The organism is Streptomyces sp. NPDC045998, from assembly GCF_056430285.1.
This window is the reverse complement of the sequence record NZ_JBWKLJ010000003.1, coordinates 236,120-261,757: the sequence shown is the minus strand read 5'-3', so window position 1 is coordinate 261,757 and position 25,638 is coordinate 236,120. Positions and strand designations below refer to the sequence as shown.

At 72.2% G+C, this 25,638-nt stretch carries 18 protein-coding genes; 14 read left to right on the top strand and 4 right to left on the bottom strand.

Features of this window, described 5'->3' with window-relative positions; translation table 11 throughout:
- Positions 1-9: 9 nt before the first annotated feature.
- The 8 genes from gatB (at position 10) to AC07FJ_RS10150 (ending at position 13,348) form a co-directional block, all read left to right on the top strand.
- On the top strand, positions 10-1,524 hold the full coding sequence (gatB, locus tag AC07FJ_RS10185; protein ID WP_361418647.1) for an Asp-tRNA(Asn)/Glu-tRNA(Gln) amidotransferase subunit GatB: 1,515 nt from the start codon (positions 10-12) through the stop codon (positions 1,522-1,524).
- A 291-nt stretch (positions 1,525-1,815) separates the two neighbouring features.
- A complete protein-coding gene (locus AC07FJ_RS10180; protein ID WP_361418644.1) occupies positions 1,816-1,986 on the top strand; it encodes a DUF5670 family protein in 171 nt (56 codons plus the stop codon).
- A gap of 9 nt (positions 1,987-1,995) precedes the next feature.
- Positions 1,996-2,943, top strand: a complete 948-nt coding sequence (ppk2, locus tag AC07FJ_RS10175; protein WP_479047316.1) for a polyphosphate kinase 2 — start codon at positions 1,996-1,998, stop codon at positions 2,941-2,943.
- Positions 2,944-3,524: 581 nt separating this feature from the next.
- Positions 3,525-5,636: a phosphocholine-specific phospholipase C gene (locus AC07FJ_RS10170; RefSeq protein WP_479047313.1), complete on the top strand. Its 2,112-nt coding sequence runs from the start codon at positions 3,525-3,527 to the stop codon at positions 5,634-5,636.
- Between the two features lie 170 nt (positions 5,637-5,806).
- On the top strand, positions 5,807-8,014 hold the full coding sequence (locus AC07FJ_RS10165) for an MMPL family transporter (RefSeq protein WP_479047311.1): 2,208 nt from the start codon (positions 5,807-5,809) through the stop codon (positions 8,012-8,014).
- A gap of 167 nt (positions 8,015-8,181) precedes the next feature.
- Positions 8,182-8,370 (top strand): hypothetical protein, encoded by a 189-nt coding sequence (locus tag AC07FJ_RS10160; protein ID WP_361418635.1) that lies wholly within the window; start codon positions 8,182-8,184, stop codon positions 8,368-8,370.
- A 202-nt stretch (positions 8,371-8,572) separates the two neighbouring features.
- Positions 8,573-11,611, top strand: coding sequence for a helix-turn-helix transcriptional regulator (locus AC07FJ_RS10155; RefSeq protein ID WP_479048292.1), 3,039 nt, complete (start codon positions 8,573-8,575; stop codon positions 11,609-11,611).
- A gap of 87 nt (positions 11,612-11,698) precedes the next feature.
- Positions 11,699-13,348: a pectate lyase family protein gene (locus AC07FJ_RS10150; RefSeq protein WP_479047308.1), complete on the top strand. Its 1,650-nt coding sequence runs from the start codon at positions 11,699-11,701 to the stop codon at positions 13,346-13,348.
- 41 nt (positions 13,349-13,389) lie between these two features.
- On the opposite strand, the gene AC07FJ_RS10145 is transcribed toward AC07FJ_RS10150, so the two are convergent.
- Positions 13,390-13,845 carry a MarR family winged helix-turn-helix transcriptional regulator gene (locus AC07FJ_RS10145; protein WP_361418626.1) on the bottom strand — a complete coding sequence of 152 codons (456 nt, stop codon included), beginning with the start codon at positions 13,843-13,845 and terminating at the stop codon, positions 13,390-13,392.
- Positions 13,846-13,974: 129 nt separating this feature from the next.
- Between AC07FJ_RS10145 and AC07FJ_RS10140 the strand changes: the two genes are divergently transcribed.
- Positions 13,975-14,874 (top strand): MBL fold metallo-hydrolase, encoded by a 900-nt coding sequence (locus AC07FJ_RS10140; protein WP_479047305.1) that lies wholly within the window; start codon positions 13,975-13,977, stop codon positions 14,872-14,874.
- A 48-nt stretch (positions 14,875-14,922) separates the two neighbouring features.
- On the opposite strand, the gene AC07FJ_RS10135 is transcribed toward AC07FJ_RS10140, so the two are convergent.
- The 3 genes from AC07FJ_RS10135 to AC07FJ_RS10125 all read right to left on the bottom strand — a co-directional run bounded on the left by AC07FJ_RS10135 (position 14,923) and on the right by AC07FJ_RS10125 (position 17,453).
- A complete protein-coding gene (locus AC07FJ_RS10135) occupies positions 14,923-15,156 on the bottom strand; it encodes a DUF6191 domain-containing protein (RefSeq protein ID WP_479047303.1) in 234 nt (77 codons plus the stop codon).
- Between the two features lie 13 nt (positions 15,157-15,169).
- On the bottom strand, positions 15,170-16,345 hold the full coding sequence (locus AC07FJ_RS10130; protein WP_479047301.1) for a PQQ-dependent sugar dehydrogenase: 1,176 nt from the start codon (positions 16,343-16,345) through the stop codon (positions 15,170-15,172).
- 88 nt (positions 16,346-16,433) lie between these two features.
- Positions 16,434-17,453 (bottom strand): aldo/keto reductase, encoded by a 1,020-nt coding sequence (locus AC07FJ_RS10125; RefSeq protein ID WP_479047298.1) that lies wholly within the window; start codon positions 17,451-17,453, stop codon positions 16,434-16,436.
- Between the two features lie 47 nt (positions 17,454-17,500).
- On the opposite strand from AC07FJ_RS10125, the gene AC07FJ_RS10120 reads away from it, so the two are divergent.
- The 5 genes from AC07FJ_RS10120 (at position 17,501) to ilvC (ending at position 25,453) form a co-directional block, all read left to right on the top strand.
- A complete protein-coding gene (locus tag AC07FJ_RS10120; protein WP_479047295.1) occupies positions 17,501-18,451 on the top strand; it encodes a 2-hydroxyacid dehydrogenase in 951 nt (316 codons plus the stop codon).
- A gap of 348 nt (positions 18,452-18,799) precedes the next feature.
- Positions 18,800-21,733, top strand: coding sequence for a putative bifunctional diguanylate cyclase/phosphodiesterase (locus AC07FJ_RS10115; RefSeq protein WP_479047292.1), 2,934 nt, complete (start codon positions 18,800-18,802; stop codon positions 21,731-21,733).
- Between the two features lie 214 nt (positions 21,734-21,947).
- Entirely contained in the window at positions 21,948-23,813 is a 1,866-nt protein-coding gene (locus AC07FJ_RS10110; RefSeq protein WP_361418608.1) for an acetolactate synthase large subunit, read from the top strand.
- A gap of 21 nt (positions 23,814-23,834) precedes the next feature.
- Entirely contained in the window at positions 23,835-24,359 is a 525-nt protein-coding gene (gene ilvN / locus AC07FJ_RS10105) for an acetolactate synthase small subunit (RefSeq protein ID WP_019889675.1), read from the top strand.
- A 92-nt stretch (positions 24,360-24,451) separates the two neighbouring features.
- Positions 24,452-25,453: a ketol-acid reductoisomerase gene (ilvC, locus tag AC07FJ_RS10100; protein WP_479047289.1), complete on the top strand. Its 1,002-nt coding sequence runs from the start codon at positions 24,452-24,454 to the stop codon at positions 25,451-25,453.
- The last annotated feature ends 185 nt before the right edge of the window (positions 25,454-25,638 follow it).

Here is a 25,638-nt window from a genome sequence, read left to right as displayed (position 1 = left end):
AGTTTCACCGTGACCGTCATCACCGAACTGGTGCCGTACGAGGACGCCCTCGCCGCCTACGACCCCGTCATGGGCCTCGAGGTGCACGTCGAACTCGGCACCAGGACCAAGATGTTCTGCGGCTGCTCGACCGAGCTGGGCGCCGAGCCCAACGCGCAGACCTGCCCGACCTGCCTCGGCATGCCGGGCTCGCTGCCGGTGGTCAACGCGACCGCCGTCGAGTCCGCCATCAAGATCGGCCTCGCCCTCAACTGCGAGATCGCCGAGTGGTGCCGCTTCGCCCGGAAGAACTACTTCTATCCGGACATGCCGAAGAACTTCCAGACCTCCCAGTACGACGAGCCGATCGCCTTCAACGGCTACCTGGACGTCCAGCTGGAGGACGGCGAGGTCTTCCGCGTGGAGATCGAGCGCGCCCACATGGAGGAGGACACCGGCAAGTCGACGCACGTCGGCGGCGCCACCGGCCGTATCCACGGCGCGTCCCACTCCCTGCTGGACTACAACCGCGCCGGCATCCCGCTGATCGAGATCGTCACCAAGCCGATCACCGGCGCCGGCGAGCGCGCCCCCGAGGTCGCCAAGGCGTACGTCGCCGAGCTGCGCGAGCTCATCAAGGCGCTCGGTGTCTCCGAGGCCCGCATGGAGATGGGCCAGATGCGCTGCGACGTGAACCTGTCGCTGCGCCCGCACGGCGTCGAGAAGTTCGGCACCCGCAGCGAGACCAAGAACGTCAACTCGCTGCGTTCCGTGGAGCGGGCCGTCCGCTTCGAGATCAGCCGCCACGCGGGCGTGCTGAACGCCGGCGGTACGGTCATCCAGGAGACCCGCCACTTCCACGAGGAGGACGGCTCCACGACCTCCGGCCGGGTGAAGGAGGAGGCCGAGGACTACCGGTACTTCCCGGAGCCCGACCTCGTCCCGGTCGCCCCGTCCCGCGAGTGGGTCGAGGAGCTCCGCCAGGGGCTGCCGGAGCTGCCGCGCGTGCGCCGCAACCGGCTGCGCGAGGAGTGGGGCGTCTCCGAGCTGGACATGCAGGCCATCCTCAACGCGGGCGCGGTCGACCTGATCGTCGCCACGACCGAGGCGGGCGCCCCGTCCGACCAGGCCCGCAAGTGGTGGATGGGCGAGCTGGCGCGCAACGCCAACGAGTCCGGCACCTCCCTGGACGCGCTGCCCATCACCCCGGCGCAGGTCGCCCGCATCACCGAGCTCGTCGCGTCCGGCGACCTCAACGACAAGCTGGCCCGCCAGGTCATCGAGGGCGTGCTCGCGGGCGAGGGCGACCCGGACACCGTCGTCGAGAAGCGCGGCCTGAAGGTCGTCTCCGACGAGGGCGCGCTGGGCGCGGCCGTGGACGAGGCGATCGCCGCCAACGGCGCCATCGCGGACAAGATCCGCGGCGGCAAGGTGGCCGCGGCCGGCGCCCTGGTCGGCGCGGTCATGAAGGCCACCCGCGGCCAGGCGGACGCGGCTCGCGTGCGCGAGCTGATCCTGGAGAAGCTCGGCGTGACCGAGGGCTGACCCGCCCCTGGCGGCCCCCTGCCCCGGCCCCCGTACTCCCGCGCGGAGTGCGGGGGCCGGGCGCGTTCCGCCCCCGGCAAGGGTGCGGCCCCCTGCCGCCGGGGGGAAGAGCGGCAGGGGGCCGTCGGTGAGGGACGGATCACCGTCCCAGAGGGGGGCTGCCGTGCTTGTGCCCCGGATCCTCCGGCCCATGCCTGCGCCGTGCCGGGTTTTCTTCGTTCCACTGCCGCCGACTCGAAGACGTGTGCGCCCGCCGGAGCGGGGCATACGGCGGAGCGGAGGTGGAAAACAATGGTTCCCTTGCTTCTCGTTCTTCTTCTCGCCCTGATCCTTTTCGGTGCGGGATTCGCACTGAAGGCTCTGTGGTGGATAGCCGTCATCGTCCTCGTGGTGTGGCTGCTCGGTTTCGTGATGCGGTCCACAGGGCCGACCGGAACGCGCGGTCGCTGGTATCGCTGGTAGGCGGTTCCGGTGCACCGGGACAAGGAGCTGCTGAACGGGCTGACCGTCGATGACAGCCGGCCCGAGCAGCCCATCCTGCTGGACGGGGACGGGAAACCCATCCGTACGTGGCAGGAGAATTACCCGTACGACCGCAAAGTGCGGCGCGCGGAATACGAGCACGCCAAACGCGTGCTGCAGATCGAGCTGCTGAAGCTCCAGCGGTGGATCAAGGACACCGGTGGGCGGCTGGCCGTGATCTGCGAAGGCCGGGACGCCGCGGGCAAGGGCGGGACCATACAACGGTTCATGGAACGCCTCAACCCCCGCGGCGCCCGGGTCGTCGCCCTGGACAAACCGACCGAACGGGAGGCCGGACAGTGGTATTTCCAGCGTTACGTCTCCCATCTCCCGGGACCCGGTGAGATCGTTTTCTTCGACCGGTCCTGGTACAACCGGGCCGGCGTGGAAAAGGTGATGGGCTTTTGCACGCAGGAGCAGTACGAACTGTTCCTGCGGCAATGCCCCCAATTCGAGCGGCTGCTGGTCGAGGACGGGATACTCCTGGTCAAATTCTGGTTCTCGGTCTCCCGCGCCGAGCAGCGGACCCGATTCGCGATCCGCCAGGTGGATCCCGTACGGCAGTGGAAACTCTCGCCGACGGATCTCGCGTCCCTCGACCGGTGGGACGACTACACCGAGGCGAAGGTCGCCATGTTCCGGGCGACCGACACGGCGGAGGCGCCGTGGACGGTCGTCAAGTCCAACGACAAGCGCCGCGCACGCCTGGAGGCGATGCGGCACCTGCTCTGGCGCATCGACTACGACCGCAAGGACCCGGAGGTGGTCGGAGAGCCCGACCCGTTGATCATCGGAGCCGCGCAGACGCTGCTGGAGCCCGGCGAGGAGGACAGCGCCCTCTCGCCCACGCCCCTGGCGGACAACATCAGCGGACCGGGTGAGCACCCACCGCGCTGAGCGGTGGGACGGGAGGGCGCGAGTGGATCGACGGGCGGTACGGCTGTCGCAAGGCGGCCGTACCGCCCGTCGGCGTTTCCGCTGACGGGCTCCCGGTGTGACTCCTCCGAGGCCTCGACAGGCGAGGGGCCATGGGGCACTCGGCCGTGGTGTGGGGGTCTTCGTGCGCGTGCGCGAGCGCTGTACGCGTACGGCCGCGTCGGCGTGGGTCGCCCGGTCCCGGCGGCGGTGCTCGCCACCCGTGTGGGGTGGCGCGGGCCGCGACCGGGGACCGGGCGATGTCCCGTGGGGGGTGAGGATCTGCTGCCCACTGTCGCGCGCGGCATGCGCCCATGGCGTGTTCTGGCCAGGAACCGGCGGCCCGGTGGCGCCAATGGTCCGGCCCGGAACCACCCGCTGCTCCCGTCCGTCCGGCCCCCGTCCCTCGCTTGGACTTCCCTCACGACCTGTTGGACGTTCACCTTCCGGCCCTCCCGGAGCCTTCCCAGGTCCACGTGGGCTCACTACCGTCCGGCCCGTACCACTCAATGGATCGCACCCGGACCATTGGGTGACTTGGGACGTCGACTGGGAGGTCGGGCTTGTCACCGGAGAACCCGCGGGGGACATCGCGCAGGAACGTGCTCGCGCTCGGGGCAGGCGTCCTCGGCGCCGCTGCCGCCGGGTCGCTCCTGCCACCGTCGTTGCGGTCCGCGCTCGCCGCCGAGCCGGCCGGCGGCGGGCTGCGCGCCGTGAAGCACGTGGTGATCCTGATGCAGGAGAACCGTTCCTTCGACCACTACTTCGGCACCCTGCGCGGCGTTCGCGGCTTCGGAGACCGCAACGCCGTCGAACTGCCCTCCGGCAAGCCGGTGTTCGAGCAGCCCGCGTCGCTCGGCCGCACCGTGCTGCCCTTCCCCGTCCGGGACGCCGCCGAGGCGCAGAAGAAGGACCTCCAGTACATCGGCGACCTCGACCACTCCTGGAGCGGCGGCGCCAAGGCGTGGCGCGACGGCTGGATGGACGGCTGGGTCTCGGCGAAGACCGCCGCCACCATGGCGTACTACGACCGGCGCGACATCCCGCTGCACTACGAGCTCGCGGACACCTTCACCATCTGCGACGCGTACCACTCCTCCATCCACACCTCCACCAGCCCCAACCGCAACCACCTGTGGTCCGGCTGGACCGGCTTCGAGGCCGACGGGTCGCGCGCCGTGACGAACGCCGCGTACGCCGAGGGCACCCACCCCGGCTACCCGTGGCCGACCTACGCCGAGCGCCTGGAGAAGGCGGGCCGCAGCTGGAAGACGTACACGGAGTGGGAGAACTTCACCGACAACAACATCGAGTTCTTCACCACCTTCAAGAAGATCGCCCGCAAGGCCCTGGCCCGCACCGGCGGCCACACCTACATGGAGTCGTTCTACGCGGCCGTGCGCGACACCGGCGACGCCGCCGAGCGGGCCCGGCTGCTCGCCGCCCTGGAGGAGGGCGTCGCCACGCTCACCCCGCCGGAGCGCTCCCTCTTCGAGCGCGGGCTGCGGCGCGTCGAGTCCGGCACGCTCGCGGACGCTTTCCGGGCCGACGTGGCCGCGGGCGCGCTCCCCGAGGTCTCCTACCTCGTACCGTCCGCGATCGACTCCGAGCACCCCGGCTCCTCCTCCCCGATCGCCTCGGCCACCCTCGTCTACAAGGTGCTGGACGCCCTCGCCTCCCACCCCGAGGTCTGGCGCCACACCGTCCTGCTGATCAACTACGACGAGAACGACGGCTTCTTCGACCACGTCCCGCCGCCCGTGCCGCCCGCCGACGACACCGACGAGCGGTGGAAGGGCCTGCCCACCGGGCTCGGCATCCGGGTGCCGCTGCTCGTCGTCTCGCCCTGGACGGTCGGCGGCTACGTCTGCTCCGAGGTCTTCGACCACACCTCGGTGATCCGCTTCCTGGAGAAGTGGACCGGGGTGCAGGAACCCCAGATCACACCCTGGCGCCGCCGGGTCACCGGCGACCTCACCTCCGCCTTCGACTTCCGGCGCGGCCGCCCGCAGCCGGAGGTCGACCGGCCGGGCGCGGTCCCGCCCTTCACCGGCCGCTGGCGGCCGCAGCCCCCGCTGGTCCAGCACATGCCCGTCCAGGAGCCCGGTACCCGCCCCGCGCGCCCGTTGCCGTACCAGCCGGACGCGTACGGGCGCGTCGACGGCGACACCCTGACCGTCACGCTCAGCAACAGCGGCGCGGCCAGTGCCCCGCTCGCCCTCTATCCGTACGCGGGCGAGTTCGCCACCCCGCAGCACCGCGATGTAAGGGGCACGGCGCAATGGAGGGTGCCCCTTACCGGGCTCACCGGGGGCGCCTACCGCTTCACGATCACCGGCCCCAACGGCTTCCGCCGCGAGTTCGCCGGCCCGGTCTCCGGCGGTGCCCAGGTCACCTCGCACCTCGACCCGGCCGAGCGCGACGTCCACCTCACGCTGCGCAACGACGGCACCGCCCCCGCCGCCTTCACCGTCCGCCCGCTCGGGTACGTCGACGAGGCCGACCTCGGCGACTGGACTCGCACCCTCACCGTGAAGCCCGGCCGCAGCCGTACCGTCGTGCACTCCGCCGCCGACGCGCACGGCTGGTACGACATCGAGGTGACGGGCCCCGACGGCTTCCGGCGCCGCCTCATGGGCCACATCGAGAACGGGCGCGCGAGCGTCTCGGGCTGAGTGCCGAGTCCGGGGTGGGCCTGCTCGCAGCGGTCGCGGTCAACGCTGTGAGTAAGCCCACGAAACGGACAAACGATCATTTTAGGCTGCCAGAGTGACTATCCGAAGGTCATGCGTTCTTTGCGGGCAGTTCCCGATAAAGAGCAAGAACCACTCAGGGAGCAAACCCGTTGGCAGCCCTCGCACGGTGGTGCATCAACCACCGCCTCGTCGCCGTCCTGCTCTGGCTCCTTGCCTTCGGCGGCGTCACGGCGGCCGCGAGCGCCGCAGGCCCCGCGTACTCCAACGACTACGGCGTCCCCGGCACCGAGTCCGGGCGCGCGGCGGCCCTCCTGGAGGAGGGCTTCGGCGGCGCCGGCGGTGACGGCGACACCATCGTCTGGCACACGGACCGCGGCAGCGTCCGCGCCACCGCTCTCGAACAGCGCATGACCGACATGCTGGACGAGGTCGCCGAGCTCCCCGGCGTCGCCGCCGTCACCAGCCCGTACGGCGCCGCCTCCGGCCAGATCAGCGAGGACGGCCGCACCGCCTACGCCACCGTCACCTTCGAGCACCCCGTCGACGACATCCCCGAGGAGCAGGCCCGGGCCGTCGTCGACACCGCGCGCGAGGCCGCCTCCGACGGCGTCCGGGTGGAGCTCGGGGGCAGCGCCATCGCGCTCACCGAGGCCCCCACCTCGCACGCCGCCGAGATCGTCGGCGTGGCCGTCGCCGCCGTCGTCCTGTTCCTCGCCTTCGGCTCCCTCGCCGCCAGCCTCCTGCCCATCGCCACCGCGATCGTCGGCGTCGGCACGGCGTACGCGGGCATCGGACTGCTCGGCCACGCCATGACGGTCGCCGACTTCGCCCCCATGCTCGGCATGCTCGTCGGTCTCGGCGTCGGCATCGACTACGCGCTCTTCATCGTCACCCGGCACCGCAAGGGCCTCAAACGCGGCCTGTCGGTCGCCGAAGCCGCCGAGAACGCCGTCGCCACCACCGGCCGGGCCGTCGTCTTCGCCGGCGCCACCGTGTGCATCGCGCTGCTCGGCATGCTCATCCTGCGGCTCGGCTTCCTCAACGGCGTCGCCCTCGCCGCGTCGCTCACCGTCATCCTCACCGTCGCCGCGTCCATCACCCTCCTGCCCGCACTGCTGTCCTTCATCGGCATGCGGGCCCTCTCGCGCCGCGAACGCCGCCGCCTCGCCGAGCACGGCCCGCAGCCGGAGCTGCCCACCGGCTTCGCCGCCCGCTGGTCCGCCTTCGTCGAACGCCACCCCAAGCTGCTCGGCTCCCTCGCCGCCGTCGTCATGCTGGTCCTGGCCCTGCCCACGTTCGGCCTCCACCTGGGCACCTCCGACCAGGGCAACAACCCGGCCGGCACCACCACCCGCAAGGCGTACGACCTCCTCGCCGAGGGCTTCGGCCCCGGCGTCAACGGGCCCCTCACCCTGGTCGCCGAGCTCGACGGCGCCGACGACCGGATCGCGCTGGCCCGGCTGCCCGAGGTGCTGCGCGCCACCAAGGGCGTCGAGGCGGTCAGCCCGGTCGCGTACAGCGGCAGCGGCAACACCGCCGTCCTCACCGTCGTACCGGACTCCGCGCCGCAGTCCCAGCACACCAGCGAGCTCGTCGAACGCCTCCGCGGCGACGTCCTGCCGGGCGCCGAGCACGGCACCTCCCTGGAGGTGTACGTCGGCGGCATCACCGCCGGCTACGACGACTTCGCGCAGGTCATCGTCGGCAAACTGCCGCTCTTCGTCGGCGTCGTCATCGCGCTCGGCTGTCTGCTGCTCCTGGTCGCCTTCCGCTCCCTCGGCATCCCGCTCAAGGCCGCCGCGATGAACATCGCCGCCGTCGCCGCCGCCTTCGGCATCGTCGTCGCGGTCTTCCAGTGGGGCTGGGGCAGCGAGCTCCTCGGCCTCGGCCGGGCCGGCCCCATCGAACCCTTCCTCCCGGTGATCGCCGTCTCGGTCCTCTTCGGCCTCTCCATGGACTACCAGGTCTTCCTCGTCAGCCGGATGTACGAGGAGTGGCTGGAGACCGGCGACAACCGCCGCGCGGTCCGCGTCGGCCTCGCCGAGACCAGCCGGGTCATCAACTCCGCGGCCGTCATCATGATCGCCGTCTTCCTGGCCTTCGTCCTCTCCGGCGACCGCGTCATCGCGATGTTCGGCATCGGCCTCGCCGCCGCCGTCGCCCTCGACGCCTTCGTGCTCCGCACCCTGCTGGTCCCGGCCCTCATGCACATGCTCGGCGGCGCCAACTGGTGGCTTCCCCGCTGGCTCGACCGCCTCCTGCCCCGCATCAGCATCGAGACCCCCGACCGCCGCGCCACCACCCCGACGAGGATCGCCGGCCAGCGCGCGAGCGAGGACGGCGAACTGGTGCCGTGAGTCCCACCCGGTACCCCCCTAGGTAGGGTCGGCCGGCGTCTAAGGCCCCCCGGGGCGCCAACATGCGGCACTCTCCCGATGTGGGAGCACCCCCTGGGACGCGAGAGTCGAGGCATGCGGCGAACGCGCCGCGAACCACACCTCGCTCAGGACTCAGGGAGACCGAGATGCTCACGTACGAACCGCACCGGGACCGCCACGCCGAACTTCTCCGCGAGGCCGACGCCGAGCGGCTGGCCCGGGCCGCGCGCAAGGCGCGGCGTACCGCCCGCCGCCGGTCCGGCGGCCACGGGCCCGAGGGGCGGGTGAGTACCGGCGGCGGCGGAGAGCGGGAGCGATTCGCCCCCGCCGCCTGACCCCCCCCGCCCGACGGAGGCAGTCGGGAAGCCGGGCCCCGTCGGGGGATCGGGGCCCGGCCCGGCATCCGTACCGGTCCGGCCTCCGTACCGGCCCGGCATCCGTACCGGTACGGGTACCGGTTTCCCGGCGGGGCCGGGCCCGTCCCGGTATGCGGACCCCTCCGGAGAAACAGGTCCCGCGATGTCAGACGCCTGTGCGATGCTCGGCATCGTGGAAACCAGGTCCGTCAGCCCGGTGTTCGTCGGCAGAGCCGGTGAACTGACCGCGCTCACCGAAGCGCTCTCCCGCGCCGCCGCGGGGGAGCCCCAGGCGTTGGTCGTCGGCGGTGAGGCCGGCGTCGGCAAGACCCGCCTGCTGGAGGAGTTCCTCGACGAGGTGTGCCGGCAGGGCGCCGTGGTCGCCGTCGGCGGCTGTGTCGAGATCGGCGCCGACGGCCTGCCCTTCGCGCCGTTCTCCACCGCGCTGCGCTCGCTGCGCCGCCGGCTCCCCGAGGAGCTGGCCGCCGCCGCCGAGGGCCAGGAGGGCGAGCTGGCCCGGCTGCTGCCCGAGCTCGGCGGCGACGCCTACGGCCACGAGCCGTACAACGAGGACAGCACCGCCCGCCTCTTCGAGCTGACCGTCCGTCTGCTGGAGCGCATCGCCGCCGACCGCACGGTCGTCCTCGCCCTGGAGGACCTCCACTGGGCCGACGCCTCCACCCGCCACCTCCTCGCCTATCTCTTCCGCACCCTGCGCCGCGGCCGGCTCGTCGTGGTCGGCACCTACCGGTCCGACGACATCCACCGCCGCCATCCGCTGCGGCCCCTCCTCGCCGAGCTCGACCGGATGCGCACGGTGCGCCGCATCGAGCTGTCCCGCTTCACCCGCACCGAGGTGCACCGCCAGCTGACCGGCATCCTCGCCGCCGAGCCCGCCCCCGCCCTCGTCGACGACATCTTCGGCCGCTCCGACGGCAACGCCTTCTTCGTCGAGGAGCTCGTCGTCTGCCGTGAGAGCGGCGCCCCCGGCGAGCTCAGCGACTCCCTGCGCGACCTGCTGCTGGTCCGCGTCGAGCGGCTCCCCGAGGACGCCCAGAAGGTCGTCAGGATCGTCGCCGAGGGCGGCTCCACCGTGGAGTACGGGCTCCTCGCCGCCGTCGCCCGGCTCCCCGAGGACGACCTCATCGAGGCGCTGCGCGCCGCCGTCAACGCCAACATCCTGCTCGCCGTCCCCGACGGCGAGGGCTACCGCTTCCGCCACTCCCTGGTGCGCGAGGCCGTCAGCGACGACCTGCTGCCCGGCGAGCGCTCCCGCCTCAACCGCCGGTACGCCGAAGCACTGGAGGCCGACCCCTGCCTCGTACGGGCCGACGAGCGCTCCACCCGGCTGGCCAGTTACTGGTACCACGCCCACGACGCCAGCAAGGCGCTCCCCGTCGTCCTGCGGGCCGCCTCCGAGGCCCGCAAGCGCCACGCCCACGCCGAGCAACTGCGGCTGCTGGAGCGGGCCATGGAGCTGTGGGACGACGTCCCCGCCCAGGTCCGCGCCTCCCTGCGGCCCATCGACTACGCCGACGCCTACCCCGCCTGCGGCTGCGACCCCGACAACACCCCCCTCAGCTACCTCGACCTGCTGGCCGAGGCCGCCGTCGCCGCCCGGCTGTGCGGCGAGCGCGAACGGGCCCTGAAGATAGTGAAGCGCGCGCTGCGCCTCCTCGACGGCGACAACGACCACCTGCGCGCCGCCTGGTTCTGGACCGAGCGCTCCCGGCTCATCTCGAACCTCGGGCGGGGCGACGGCTGGGCCGAGATCGCCACCGCCCAGGAGCTGGTGCGCGGCCTGCCGCCATCCGCCGTGCACGCCCAGGTGCTGGCCGTCGCCGCCGGCTGGGGCATGCTGCACGCCCCCGGCCCCGAAAGCCTCGCCGCCGCCGAACAGGCCGTCGAGTACGCCCGGCTCGTCCAGGCGGAGCCGATCGAGCTCAACGCCCGCCTCACCCTCGGCGGCCTCATGGTCGACGCCGGTGACATCGAGTCGGGCCTCGCCGCGATGTACGCGGTACGCGACCGGGCCAGGGAGCTGTCCCTGCGCACCGAGGCCGGCCGCGCCTACGTGAACCTCTCCTCCTCCCTGGAGGCCTCCGGCCGGTCCCGCGAGTCGGCCCGCATCGCCACCGAGGGCATCGAGTACGCGCGCACCCGCGGCCTCCTCGACAGCGAGGGCTGGGTCCTGGGCAACCTCATCGAGGCCCAGATCTCCCTGGGCCACTGGGACGAGGCGAGCGAGGGCGCCGAGCGGCTCCAGCGCATCGCCTACAGTCCCAGGCCCCGCGGCACCGCCCACCTGAAGCGCGCCCAACTCGCGCTACTCCGCGGTGAACTGACCCTGTGCGAGGAGCGCCTGGCCCTGGCCCGCGAGGCGTACGGCACGCACGACCCGATGATGCAGTACCAGCTGCCGGTGATCACCCTCGAACTCGCCCTCGCCGCCGCCCGCGGCCGCCTCGCCGACGTACGGGCCCGACTGGCCGACACCGCCGGGGGCGGCTTCCCGACCACCGGCAGCTACCGGTACGCCTGGCCGCTTCTCCTCACCGCCGCCACCGCCGAGGCGGACGCCCTCGGCCTGCCCGCCGCGGACGAAGGGCGCCCCGAGGTGCTGGACCTCATCCGCACCCAGGCCAGGCGGCTCCCCACGCCCGTCGCCGTATGGCGGGCCTACAGCCTCTTCGTCGCCGCCGAACTGGACCGCGCCGGGGGCCGCGGCCGCGCCGACCGCTGGGCCGAGGTGGCCGCCGCCTTCGGCCCGCTGGAGCGCCCGTACGAGCTCGCCCGCGCACGCCACCGCTGGGCCGACGCCCTGCTGGCCGAGGGCGGCGGCCGGGACCGGGCCGCCGAGCTGCTGCGCGAGGCGCACCCGGTCGCCGTCCGCCTCGGCGCCCGCCCGCTGCGCGAGGACGTCGAACTGCTCGCCGCCCGCGCCCGCCTCCCGCTGACGGCGCCCGCTCCCGGCCCCGCCGCCGAGCCGCGGGAGGAGGAGCCGGACGCCGGCTTCGGGCTCACGCCCCGCGAGCAGGACGTCCTGCGCCTGGTGGCGATGGGTCGGACGAACCGTCAGATAGCCGAGGAGCTCTTCATCTCGCCGAAGACGGCGAGCGTCCACGTCTCCAACATCCTCGCGAAGCTCGGCGTCTCCGGCCGCGGCGAGGCGGCCGCGCTGGCCCACCGCCTCCGCCTCCTCCAGGAGACCCCGGCCTGATCCCTCGCCCCGCGGCAACCCCGACGGCCTCAGCGACGACCAGGGTGTGCAACCGGTATCCGGTCTTCGACGACGAAGGGCCAGGCGATGACGAGGGCGACGAGAACGAGGGCGACGAGAACGAGAACGGCGACGGGGAGAACGGCGACGGGGAAGGGACGAACGGCCGCGCTGCGACTCTCCGCGGCGCTGGCCACCGCGGCCCTCGCGGCCGCGGCCGGTGTGGCGCTGTCGGTACCCGAGGCGTCGGCGGCGACCGCCGGCGCCACCGGCTACGCCACCCAGAACGGCGGCACCACCGGTGGCGCGGGCGGCCAGACGGTACGGGCCACCACGGGAACCGCGATCCACGCGGCCCTGTGCGGCCGGGCGAGCAGCAGCACCCCCATCACCATCCAGGTCGAGGGCACCATCAACCACGCCAACACCGGCAAGGTGTCGGGTCCCAGCTGCAGCACCGCCGACGGCGTGATCGAGCTCAAGCAGATCAGCAACGTCACGCTCGTCGGCGTAGGCGGCGGCGCCGTCTTCGACCAGCTGGGCATCCACATCCGCGACGCCCGCAACATCGTCATCCAGAACGTGACCGTCCGGAACGTCAAGAAGTCCGGCTCACCCACGTCCAACGGCGGCGACGCCATCGGCATGGAGAGCAACGTCCGCAACGTCTGGGTCGACCACGTCACCCTGGAGGCCTCGGGCGGGGAGTCGGAGGGGTACGACGGCCTCTTCGACATGAAGGACAACACCCAGTACGTGACCCTGTCCTACAGCATCCTGCGCAACTCCGGCCGCGGTGGCCTCATCGGGTCCAGCGAGAGCGACCTCTCGAACGGCTTCGTCACCTTCCACCACAACCTGTACGAGAACATCGACTCCCGCGCGCCGCTGCTGCGCGGCGGCACGGCCCACCTCTACAACAACCACTACGTGCGCCTCAACGACTCCGGCATCAACTCCCGCGCCGGTGCCCGCGCCAAGGTGGACGACAACTACTTCGAGGACTCCAAGGACGTCCTGGGCACGTTCTACACGGACGCGGCCGGCTACTGGCAGGTGAGCGGCAACGTCTTCGACAACGTGACCTGGTCCAGCCCCGGTACCGACTACAACCCGGCCGGCCCGAACCCCCGCTCCACCACCACGGTCGCCATCCCGTACGCGTACGCCCTCGACCAGGCCGCCTGCGTGCCGGACGTCGTGAGCCGGACGGCGGGCGCCGACAAGGGGCTGCGCGTCTCGGACGGCGCCTGCTCGCCGCAGACGCCCACCCCGACCCCCACGCCCACCCCCACCCCGACCCCCACGCCCACCCCCACCCCGACCCCGACACCCACACCCACACCCACGCCGGGGCCGACACAGCCGGGCGGGACCAACCTCAGCATCGGGGCCGGCTCCGACGGCTCCAGCAAGGCCGACGGGACCAGCTACGGCAACGTCCGGGACGGTGACATGACCACCTACTGGTCGCCGGCCGGCCCGACCGGTTCCGTCTCTATCAAGTGGGGCTCTCCGGCGACGGTGTCCCTGATCGCCATCCGGGAGGCGGCGGGCGCCACCGGCAGGGTCGGCACCTGGCGGGTCGTCAATGCCGACACCGGCGCCGTTCTCGCCTCCGGCAGCGGGGCGGGTGCCATCCCCGTGCCCCGTACCTCACTGAGCAAGATCACCTTCGAGATCACCGGCTCGACCGCCACGCCCCGGGTCGCCGAGTTCGAGACCTACGCCGGGTAGCACCGCGCCCGGCGACGGCTCAGGAGCGGGTCGGGAACGGCTCAGGAGCGGGTGACGGCCTGTTCGAGCAGGCTCTGCAGGACTCCCTGCTGCTCGGCGGTGAGTCCGGCCAGCGGGGAGTCCTGGACCAGCAGCGCGAGGAGCCGCTCCCGCAGGGCTTCGCCCTCGGGGGTGAGCACGAGGTGCTTGGCGCGGCGGTCCGTGGGGTGGGCGCGGCGCTCGACCAGGCCCTGCTTCTCCAGCTTGTCGATGACGAAGGTGGCGTTGGACGGCTCGCAGCTCATGCGCTCGGCGAGCTCCCGCATCGTCATCGGCCCGGTCATCTCCCGCAGGGCCGTCGCCTGAGCCGCGGTGAGGCCCAGGGTGACGGCGCGTTCGCGCACGTGCTCGGTGATGCGCTGGGCCAGTCCGTTCACCAGGCCGCACAGCTCGCGCTCGGCGGCGGCGGCCCGCGCTTCCGGCCGGGCGTCCAGCGGGGTCTCCGGCTGCTTCGTCATGGGTTCATGCTAGCAACTCCATCAAGCCAGAATAATTAAAGCTTGCATGGTTCTAGCTTGATGCATATGGTGGCGTCGTCGCTCCAGCGGGGGCGGCGACGCCACCAACGGCCCATGGGGAGAAGGCTGATGACGAACACGACGACGGAGCGGCACACGCCGGGCGAGCGGTCGCGACGACCGGCGGGCATCCGCTCGGTGCGGCTGGGCGACCTGAAGGTGACGTACGTACCGGACGGCGATGTGCGCCTCAGGCCGCGCGACCTGCTCCCGGACACCACCGACGCCGTGTGGGCCGCCCGGCCGGAGCTCCTGGACGCGTCCGGCTTCCTGGTGGCGAGCATCGGCGGCCTGCTGGTGGAGCACGGTGACCGCGCCCTCCTGATCGACGCCGGGTTCGGCCCCCGGGAGTGGCCGGCCGACCCGCAGGGCCCGCGCGGTCGGATCCACGGCGGCGCCCTGCTGGACAACCTGGCCCGGCTGGGCCGCCGCCCCGAGGACGTCGAGGCCGTCGCCTTCACCCACCTCCACGCCGACCACACCGGCTGGGCCTCGTACCCCGCCCCGGGCGCGGACCGGCCCGCCTTCGCCCATGCCGCGCATCTGGTGACCGCACCGGAATGGGCGCCTCACGCGGCATCGGCGGCACGAGGCGACGCGGACGAGGAGATCGCCGCCCTGGCGCCCCGCGTCCGTACGGTGGCGGACGGGGAGGAGGTGTTCCCCGGCGTACGGGTACGGCTCACCCCGGGCCACACGCCCGGGCACGCCGCGTACACCCTCGCCTCGGGCGGACAGCGGCTGATCGCCTTCGGCGACGCCCTGCACTCCCCGATCCAGGCCGGCCACCCCGCATGGTCGTCGGCCTTCGACGGCGACCCCGTCCGCTCGGCGGCCCACCGCCGCCGTCTCCTCGCCGAGTTGGAGCGCCCCGACACGATCGGCTTCGGCGTCCACTTCGCCGACGTGCAGTTCGGACGCGTCCGGCGCGGCGGGGACGGCCCCGCCTGGCACCCCCTGGACACCTGACCCGGGCCCGGCCCGACCGGTGCCCGGCGCGACGGCCGGTGGCCCCGCCTACCGCTCCTCCCGCGTCTCCCGCTCCTCCCGCGTCTCGCGGGCCTCCCGCTCCTCACGGGCCTCCGGTGCCGGGGCCTCGACGCGGATCGTGACCTTGCCCGAGCCGAGGTCTATCGGGCCGCGCGAGGGATCGTTGTCCCCGAGGTCCTGGCGGGTGAGCGCGAGCCGGCGCTCCTCGTCGCGGGTGTGCTTGCGTCCCGGTGCGAAGAGCTCCTCCATCAGGTTGAACACTGGCTGCCGCCTCTCAGGTCACCTCCAGCAGGAGGATCTTGTCGTCGCCAGGCCCCGGCGTGCCCCTCGTGTCCGTCTCGCTCGTGACCAGCCAGAGCTTGTTCCCGCCCGCCGGCGCCACCGTGCGCAGCCGGCCGTACTCCTCTCCCAGGAACGCCTGCGGCTGCGCGGAAGGTTCCGCTCCGGCCAGCGGGACGCGCCACAGCCGTTCACCGCGCAGCCCCGCCAGCCAGACGGAGCCCTGCGACACGGCGATACCGCTCGGCGAGGCCTCGGCCGGCTTCCACTGGGCGACCGGGTCGAGGTATCCCGACCGCCCGGCCTTGCCCTCGGCCTCGGGCCAGCCGTAGTTCCCGCCCGGCTGGATCGCGTTCAGCTCGTCCCAGGTGTTCTGCCCGAACTCGGCCGCCCACAGCCGCTTGTCCGCGTCCCACGCGAGCCCCTGCACATTGCGGTGCCCCCACGAGTAGACGACGGAGTCCGCCGAGGGGTTGCCGTGGACCGGCTGCCCGTCCGGGGTCATGCGCAGGATCTTGCCGCCCAGGGACGCCCTGTCCTGCGCCAGGCCCGTCTCACCCGTCTCGCCCGTGCCCGCGTACAGCATCTTGTCCGGGCCGAAGGCGATCCGCCCGCCGTTGTGGACCGTCCCCTTGGGGATGCCCCGCAGGACCGTGTCCGGTGCGCCGAGCTGCTGTCCGGCCGGCTTCTTCTCGTCGTACAGCATGCGGGCGATGCGGTTGTCCGACTCGGTGGTGAAGTACGCGTAGACGAGGTGGTCGGAGGCGTACGAGGGCGAGAGGGCGAGGCCCATCAGCCCGCCCTCGCCCGCCGGGGCCACTCCGGGTACGGAGCCGAGCACGGTCTGCTCGCCGCTCTCCCCGTCGACGCGGGTGATCGTCCCCTCGTCCCGGGAGGAGACCAGCAGATCGCCGTCGGGCAGCGCGGCCAGCCCCCACGGCGACTTCAGCCCCTCGGTGAGCGTCCGCACCACCTTCACCGTGCCCTTCGCGGGCGGCGCCGCGGGGGACGGGGAGGCGGGGGAGGCCGGTGCGGACGTGGCGGGCGCCGGGGACGCGGCGCTCCGGCCGTCCGTCGGACCGGCGCCGCCACCCCCCGAACAGCCGGCGGCCAACACGAGCGAGGCTGCGGCCGATACGGCCAACCCGGCCCTCACATCAGGACGTTGCACAGTACGAATCCCTTCGCCGGCGGCGGTGCGAGCTGCACGACACTCTTGATACACCGCGCGCGCCGCTCAGACCGCCACGCACGTGCGGTCAGTCCCACGAACCCTGCGCCGGCGGCAGCGCCGCGATCTCCGCGAGGTCCTCCGGCGCCAGCCTCAGCGCCGCCGCGCCCGCGTTCTCCACCGCCCACCGCTCGTGCTTCGTCCCCGGTACGGGCACCACGTGCGGTCCGCGCGACAGCGCCCACGCCAGCGCCACCTGCGCCGGAGTCACCCCGGCCGCCGGCCCGCCGTGCCGCGCGGCGACCCGGCGCAGGCCCGCCACCACCGGCTGGTTCGCCGCCATCATCTCGGCCGTGAACCGCGGGTGCCGGGCCCGCAGGTCCTCCGGCTCGAAACCACTGCCCGGCGTCAGCGTCCCGGTCAGGAAGCCGTTGCCCAGCGGCATCGCCGCCAGGAAGCCCACACCCCGCGCCTCGCACCACGGCAGCAGCCGCCGCAGCGCCTCCGGCGACCACACCGACAGCTCCGCCTGTACGGCGCTCACGGGGAAGACCTGCTGCACCCGCTCCAGCTGGCGAATCGTTCCGTCGTAGAGATCCGCACCCGGCCCGGCGGCCCCCCGCCGCCCCGACCGCACCGCCATCGCACACAGCCCCAGCGCCCGCACCTTGCCGGCCGTCACCAGCTCCGCCATCGCGCCCCACGTCTCCTCGACGGGCACCTCCGGGTCGGCGCGGTGCAGCTGGTACAGGTCGATGACGTCCGTCTGGAGCCGCCGCAGCGAGGCGTCGCACGCCCGCCGCACGTACCCCGGGCGGCCGTTGGCCACGATGTGCTGGTCGCCGACCAGCAGTCCGCACTTCGTCGACACGAAGGCGTCCGCGCGCCGCTTCTTCAGCACCCGCCCCAGCAGCAGCTCATTGGTGAACGGCCCGTACATGTCGGCCGTGTCGAGCAGGGTCACACCGGCGTCGAGCGCGGCGTGCACGGTGCGCAGGGAGCGCTCGCCGTGCTGCTGAGAGGCGCTGTAGGCCCAGCTCATCGGCATGCAGCCCAGGCCGACCGCCCCCACCTCGAGCGCTGTCGCCCCGATTGTCCTGCGCTCCAACTCCCCGTACCCCTCCTCGTGCCGTTTCCCAAACTAACCTCCTGACCATGACTGCTGACGTGTGGCTCCCCGTTCCCGCCGACGAGATCGACGGCCTGCCCGCTCCCGCCGAATCCGGCCTGACCTACCGGTTCTGGGACGGCGCCCCGGACTTCCCGGCCGACCCCGCCGACTGCGCCTTCTACGTCGTCCCGTACATGAAGCCGAGCGAGATCGCGGTGCGCCCGCTCGCCGCCATGACCTCCGTACGCGTCGTCCAGACGCTCTCCGCCGGGATAGACCACGTGACCCCGGGCCTCGGCTCGCTGCCGCCCGGCGTGGCACTGTGCAACGCCAAGGGCGTCCACGAGGCCAGCACCGCCGAGCTCACCCTGGCGCTGATCCTCGCCTCGCTGCGCGGCATCCCCGGCTTCGTGCGCGGTCAGGACCGCGAGGAGTGGCGGGCCGGCTTCTACCCGGCGCTCGCGGACAAGTCCGTGCTGATCGTGGGGTACGGATCCATCGGCGCCGCCATCGACGACCGGCTCGCGCCCTTCGAGTGCGCGCGGGTCATGCGCGTCGCGCGCTCCGCCCGCACCACCGAGCGCGGGCCCGTCCACGCGCTCACCGACCTGCCCGCGCTCCTCCCGCAGGCCGACGTCGTCGTCCTCGCCACGCCCCTCACCCCCGAGACCCGCCACCTCGCCGACGCGGGCTTCCTGGCCCGCATGAAGGACGGGGCCCTCCTCGTGAACGTCTCGCGCGGCCCGGTCCTCGACACCGACGCGCTCCTCGCCGAGGCGGAGCGTGGCCGGATCACGGCCGCCCTGGACGTCACCGATCCCGAGCCGCTGCCCGCCGGACACCCGCTGTGGCACGCGCCCGGCGTCCTGATCAGCCCCCACGTCGGCGGCTCCACCTCCGCCTTCATGCCCCGCGCCAAGCGGCTGCTGGCCGAGCAGCTCACCCTCTTCGCCAAGGGCGAGCCGCTGCGGAACGAGGTGCTCATTACCACGTGAATACGCTGCGCAGCCAAACGCGCGCGGTACGCACCCGTAACTCAGATGATCGTTACGGAGCGTAGATAGCCCCTGTCCCTGCGTGACGGATCTGGTGTATCGTCCCGATCTGGGGGCACGCGTCGACACGGAAAGACGCAGGGGAGCGACGTGATTGCCGATCAGAATCCGAGGGGGGCGACGGGCGATGCACGGTCGATGGACCAACGAACCGACGCGACGGGGCACTCGGCTGCGATCCCGCCGCACACCGGTCGGCGCACCAGCCGGTGCACCGGCGAGCGCGCCGGCGCCCGCGTCGGCACCGATCCGGCCGCCCCGGCGGCACACCCGTGCCGGAGGGTTCCGATGAGCGCCCCGGGCATGCTGATCGAGCGCCCGTCCGTCGCCCACGGCGGCGGCCACGGGCCGGGAAGGGGCGGTGAGGCGGGCGGCGCGGGCAGTCTGGTCTGCCAGTTCGCCCTCGCCCTCGTCTGCGCGGCCTACGCCACCGGCGCCGCCCTCGGCTGGGGCTCCGACAAGATGGCCCAGGTGATGGGCGACTTCGGCCTCAGCGCCGCCGCGATCACCGCCTCCGTCTCCTGCTTCCTGTACGCCCGCGCGCGGGGCAGCCGCTTCCGCCCGGCCTGGTTCCTGTTCGCGTTCTCCTCGGCCATGGCCGCCGCCGGGAACTGCGTCTGGGGCTGGTACGAAGTCGTCCTGGACCGGCAGGTGCCGAGCCCGTCCCTCGCCGACCTGTTCTTCCTGCTCTTCGCGCCGCCCGCCATCGTCGGGCTGCTCGTCCTCGCCAAGCGCCCGGTCACCCGGGCGGGCTGGGTCTGCCTCGGGCTGGACTCCTGGCTCATCGGCGGCTCCCTGCTCACCCTGTCGTGGAGCCTGGCCCTCACGCACACGGCCCGCTTCGAGGGCGAGAGCGTCGCCCGGGCCGCGCTCTCGCTCGCGTACCCGCTGCTCGACATCGTGCTGGTGAGCATGGTCCTGGCGCTGCACTTCCGGCGCTCCCAGGCCAACCGGTCCGCCGTCCACACGGCCATCGCGGCCCTCGCGCTGACCGTCCTGTGCGACGCCCTGTTCACCTCACCGCTGCTGCGCGAGAACTACCGCTCCGGCCAGCTGCTGGACGCCGGCTGGTTCGCCGGGTCGCTGCTCCTCGCGTACGCCCCCTGGGGCGCGCGCCGCACCGTCGAGAGCGCCGCGCCGCCGCGCGGCCCGCGCCACCTGGGGCACCCGCGCCACCCGGGCCGGCCCGTAGCCGGCTCCCTCGCCGCCCTCACGCCGTACCTGGCGGCGGCCGTCTGCACCCTGGGGATCCTCTACAACGTCATCGAGGGCCGCCGCGTGGACCGCGTCGTGGTCTTCACCGGCTGCACCGTCGTCCTCGCCCTCGTCGTACGGCAGGGCATCATGCTCGTCGACAACATCGCCCTCACCCACGAACTGGCCCAGAAGGAGAACCACTTCCGGTCGCTCGTGCAGGGCTCCAGCGACGTCATCATGATCGCCGCGCCCACCGGTGTCCTGCGCTACGTCAGCCCGGCCGCGTCCGGGGTGTACGGGCGGGAGGCCGATGAGCTCATCGGCTCCGAGCTCGCCTCCCTCATCCACCCCGACGACCTCGGAGCCGTGGTCCACGAGGTGCGGCGGTTCCTGGCCGCCTCCCCCGCGGAGGAGCCCACGACCCGCATCGAGTGCCGCTTCAAGTCCGGCACCGGCGAGTGGCTCAACGTCGAGTCCACCGTCAACCGCCACCAGGGCGGCCTGATCTTCAACAGCCGGGACGTCACCGAACGGGTCCGCCTCCAGGCCCAGCTCCAGCACAACGCCGAGCACGACCCGCTCACCGACCTGCCCAACCGCGCCCTGTTCACCAAGCGCGTCCGCCAGGCCCTCAGCGGCCGCCGGGCCGGCGACTCCGGCACCGCCGTGCTCTTCATCGACCTCGACGGCTTCAAGGGCGTCAACGACCGGCTCGGCCACCAGGCCGGCGACGAGCTGCTCGTCCAGGCCGCCCGCCGCCTCCAGGACTCGGTACGGGCCGGGGACACCGCCGCCCGGCTCGGCGGCGACGAGTTCGCCGCGCTCATCCTCGGCGACGGCGGCCACGAACAGGGCGAGCGCGAGATCCAGGTCCACGAGATCGCCGACCGCCTGCGGCTCACGCTCTCCGAGCCCTACCGGGTCGAGGGCCAGGAGGTGCGCGTCGCCGCCTCCATCGGCGTCGCCTTCGCGGAGCCCGGCATCAACGCCGGGGACCTCCTGCGCAACGCCGACCTCGCCATGTACCGCGCCAAGGCGGGCGGCAAGAACCGCGTCGAGCTGTACGCCCCCCAGATGCAGGCCGAGGTCGTCCGCCGTACGACCCTGGCCACCCGGCTGCGCAGCGCGCTGAAGGACGGCGAGTTCGCGCTGCTCCACCAGCCCGTGATCGACCTCGCCACCGGCCGGGTCGCCGCCGTCGCCGCCCAGGCCCGCTGGCGCTCCCCCCAGGGCATCCTGTTCACCCCGGCGGAGTACCTCAGGGTCGCCGAGGACGGCGAGCGCACCGGCGAGCTCAGCCGCTGGCTGCTCGAAGCGGCCGTCGACGCGGCCGCCGAGCGCGGCCGCAGCGGCCACCACGTGCCCGTCACCGTCCGCCTGCCGGCCCGCGGGCTGCTCGACCGGTCCCTGCCGCTGCCGACCGTCGAAGCGCTGCTCACCCGGCACGCCCTGCCCTCCGGCTCCCTGATCATCGAGCTCGCCGACAGCGATCCGCGGCTCTCCTTCGACGAGCTGGAGCACCGCCTGGTGGCCCTGCGCCGCCTGGGCGTACGCGTCGCCCTCGACGGTTTCGGCAGCGGATACGCCGCCATCACCGCGCTTCGCCGCCTCCCCGTGGACATACTGAAACTGGACAGAGGACTGGTGGAAGGTGTGGTCGAGTCCTCTCGGCTGCACAAGATCACCAGCGGGCTGCTCCGCATCGCCTGCGACCTCGGCATGCAGTCGGTCGCCGACGGCGTGGACGTACCGGAGCAGGTGCTGGCGCTGCGCGCGATGGGGTGCACGCATGGACAGGGAATGGCCTTCTCCGGGCCGCTCGACGAGTACCGGCTGCGCCGTGCGCTGGTCCGGGACGAGTTCCCGGTCCCCGGCGGCGTCGCCCTCCCCGTCCTCACCGGCTCCACCACGGGCTGCGCGACCGGGTCCACCGTCGGCTCCACCGTGCCCGCGACCCTGCCCGTCCTGCCCGCGTCCCTTCCCCCGATGCGCTCACATAATGAGACGCGCGTCCCACCCACTTGACACTCATGGTGCGCCGGGTGGAGGGTCAATGCCATGCGCACCCGAATTCTCGTACTTGGAAAGCGCGTCGGCTGAGCACGGCCCCTCGACGGCCGTGCGGACCCACACCGGCGCGCTCCCCTCGCTTGCCTCACGGCACGAGGGGTTTTTTGTTGCACTGGCACCCCGCCGAACCAGCTAAACCCACGCAAAAACCCTCAGCTTCGAGAAGAGAATGCCGATGACCGAGCAGGCCACCGGGGCCCACCATCCGCAGCCGCGGCCCCGTACCGGCGGACAGGGAACCTCCTCCGCCACCGTTGAGCACGTCACGGGTGCGCAGTCCCTCATCCGCTCTCTCGAGGAAGTGGGCGCCGACACGGTGTTCGGCATCCCCGGCGGCGCCATCCTCCCCGCCTACGACCCGATGATGGACTCCACCAAGGTCCGTCACATCCTGGTCCGCCACGAGCAGGGCGCGGGCCACGCCGCGACCGGCTACGCCCAGGCCACCGGCAAGGTCGGCGTCTGCATGGCGACCTCGGGACCCGGCGCCACCAACCTGGTCACCCCGATCGCCGACGCCCACATGGACTCCGTCCCGCTGGTCGCGATCACCGGCCAGGTCGCCTCCAAGGCCATCGGCACGGACGCCTTCCAGGAGGCGGACATCTGCGGCATCACCATGCCGATCACCAAGCACAACTTCCTGGTCACCAAGGCCGAGGACATCCCGAAGACGATCGCCGAGGCGTTCCACATCGCCTCCACCGGCCGCCCCGGCCCGGTGCTGGTCGACATCGCCAAGGACGCCCTCCAGGCCAAGACGGTCTTCAGCTGGCCGCCGCAGCTCGACCTGCCCGGCTACCGCCCGGTCACCAAGCCGCACGCCAAGCAGATCCGCGAGGCCGCCAAGCTCATCACCCAGGCCAAGCGCCCCGTCCTGTACGTCGGCGGCGGCGTCCTCAAGGCCGGCGCCACCGCGGAGCTGAAGGTCCTGGCCGAGCTGACCCAGGCCCCGGTCACCACCACCCTGATGGCCCTGGGCGCCTTCCCCGACAGCCACCCGCTGCACGTCGGCATGCCCGGCATGCACGGCGCCGTCACGGCCGTCACCGCGCTGCAGAAGGCCGACCTGATCGTCGCCCTCGGCGCCCGGTTCGACGACCGCGTCACCGGCAAGCTGGACAGCTTCGCCCCGTTCGCCAAGATCGTCCACGCGGACATCGACCCGGCCGAGATCGGCAAGAACCGCGCCGCCGACGTCCCGATCGTGGGCGACGCCCGCGAGGTCATCGCCGACCTGGTCCAGGCCGTCCAGGCCGAGCACACCGAGGGCAACACCGGCGACTACAGCGCATGGTGGAAGGACCTCAACCGCTGGCGCGAGACGTACCCCCTCGGCTACGACCAGCCCGAGGACGGCACCCTCGCCCCGCAGCAGGTCATCCAGCGCATCGGCCAGCTGGCCCCGGAGGGCACCATCTACGCGGCCGGCGTCGGCCAGCACCAGATGTGGGCCGCCCACTTCATCGACTACGAGAAGCCGGCCACCTGGCTGAACTCCGGCGGCGCCGGAACCATGGGCTACGCCGTCCCGGCCGCCATGGGCGCCAAGGCCGGCATGCCGGACCGCACGGTCTGGGCCATCGACGGCGACGGCTGCTTCCAGATGACCAACCAGGAGCTGGTCACCTGCGCGCTGAACAACATCCCGATCAAGGTCGCCATCATCAACAACGGCGCCCTCGGGATGGTCCGCCAGTGGCAGACCCTGTTCTACAACCAGCGCTACTCCAACACCGTGCTGCACTCCGGCCCGGAGGCCACCGGCAAGGAGCCCAGCGCCGGCACCCGCATCCCGGACTTCGTGAAGCTGTCCGAGGCCATGGGCTGCGTGGCACTGCGCTGCGAGCGCCCGGAGGACCTGGACAAGGTCATCGCCGAGGCCAACGCCATCAACGACCGCCCGGTCGTCATCGACTTCATCGTCCACGAGGACGCCCAGGTCTGGCCCATGGTCGCCGCCGGCACCTCCAACGACGAGGTCATGGCCGCCCGTGGTGTCCGCCCCGACTTCGGCGACAGCGAAGACGACTGAGAGAGAGCTGAGTCAAGAAACATGTCCAAGCACACGCTCTCCGTCCTGGTGGAGAACACCCCCGGCATCCTCGCCCGGATCGCCGCCCTGTTCTCCCGCCGCGGCTTCAACATCGACTCACTCGCCGTCGGTGTCACCGAGCACCCCGACATCTCCCGCATCACCATCGTGGTCAATGTCGAGGACCTGCCGCTGGAGCAGGTGACCAAGCAGCTCAACAAGCTGGTCAACGTCCTGAAGATCGTCGAACTCGAGCCCAGCGCCGCGATCCAGCGCGAGCTCGTCCTGGTGAAGGTCCGCGCCGACAACGAGACCCGCTCCCAGATCGTCGAGATCGTCCAGCTGTTCCGCGCCAAGACCGTGGACGTCTCCCCCGAGGCGGTCACCATCGAGGCCACCGGTTCGAGTGACAAGCTCGACGCCATGCTGAAGATGCTGGAGCAGTTCGGCATCAAGGAGCTGGTCCAGTCCGGCACGATCGCCATAGGGCGTGGTGCCCGGTCCATCACGGACCGCAGCCTGCGGGCCCTGGACCGTTCCGCGTAACCCTGGTTTCTCGCGTAGCGAGACCCCTCAACTTTCACATCCCTCCCCGCCGTACGGTGGGACGCACCATCAGCACACCAAGGAGAAACCCAGTGGCCGAGCTGTTCTACGACGACGACGCCGACCTGTCCATCATCCAGGGCCGCAAGGTCGCGGTGATCGGATACGGCAGCCAGGGCCACGCCCACGCGCTGTCGCTCCGTGACTCGGGTGTCGACGTCCGCGTCGGTCTGCACGAGGGCTCGAAGTCCAAGGCCAAGGCCGAGGAGCAGGGCCTGCGCGTGGTCACGCCGGCCGAGGCCGCCGCCGAGGCCGACGTCATCATGATCCTGATCCCGGACCCGATCCAGGCCCAGGTCTACGAGGAGTCCATCAAGGACAACCTCAAGGACGGCGACGCCCTGTTCTTCGCCCACGGCTTCAACGTCCGCTTCGGCTTCATCAAGCCCCCGGCCGGCGTCGACGTCGCGCTCGTCGCCCCGAAGGGCCCGGGCCACCTGGTCCGCCGCCAGTACGAGGAGGGCCGCGGCGTCCCGGCGATCGCCGCCGTCGAGCAGGACGCCACCGGCAACGCCTTCGCGCTCGCCCTGTCGTACGCCAAGGCCATCGGCGGCACCCGCGCGGGCGTCATCAAGACGACCTTCACCGAGGAGACCGAGACCGACCTCTTCGGCGAGCAGGCCGTGCTGTGCGGCGGCGCCAGCGCCCTGGTGAAGGCGGGCTTCGAGACCCTGGTCGAGGCCGGCTACCAGCCGGAGATCGCCTACTTCGAGTGCCTCCACGAGCTGAAGCTGATCGTGGACCTGATGTACGAGGGCGGCCTGGAGAAGATGCGCTGGTCGGTCTCCGAGACCGCCGAGTGGGGCGACTACGTCACCGGCCCCCGCATCGTCACCGACGCCACCAAGGCCGAGATGAAGAAGGTCCTCGCCGAGATCCAGGACGGCACGTTCGCCAAGAACTGGATGGACGAGTACCACGGCGGTCTGAAGAAGTACCACGAGTACAAGACCCAGGACTCGCAGCACCTGCTGGAGACCACCGGCAAGGAGCTGCGCAAGCTCATGAGCTGGGTCGACAACGAGGAGGCGTAAGCCTCTTGGCGGCGGGTCCGGAGGGGAGCTCCGGACCCGCCGCCTTCGTGTCGGCCGGTGTCGGCCGGCCTCCGTCAGGGTTGGACACCGAGGCCAACCACGGATGGGTGATCCTTCCGCAGTGGCGGAAAAGAAACCCCTCATCCGCACTACACTTCTGAACAACAACGCGTCAGGCCCACAGC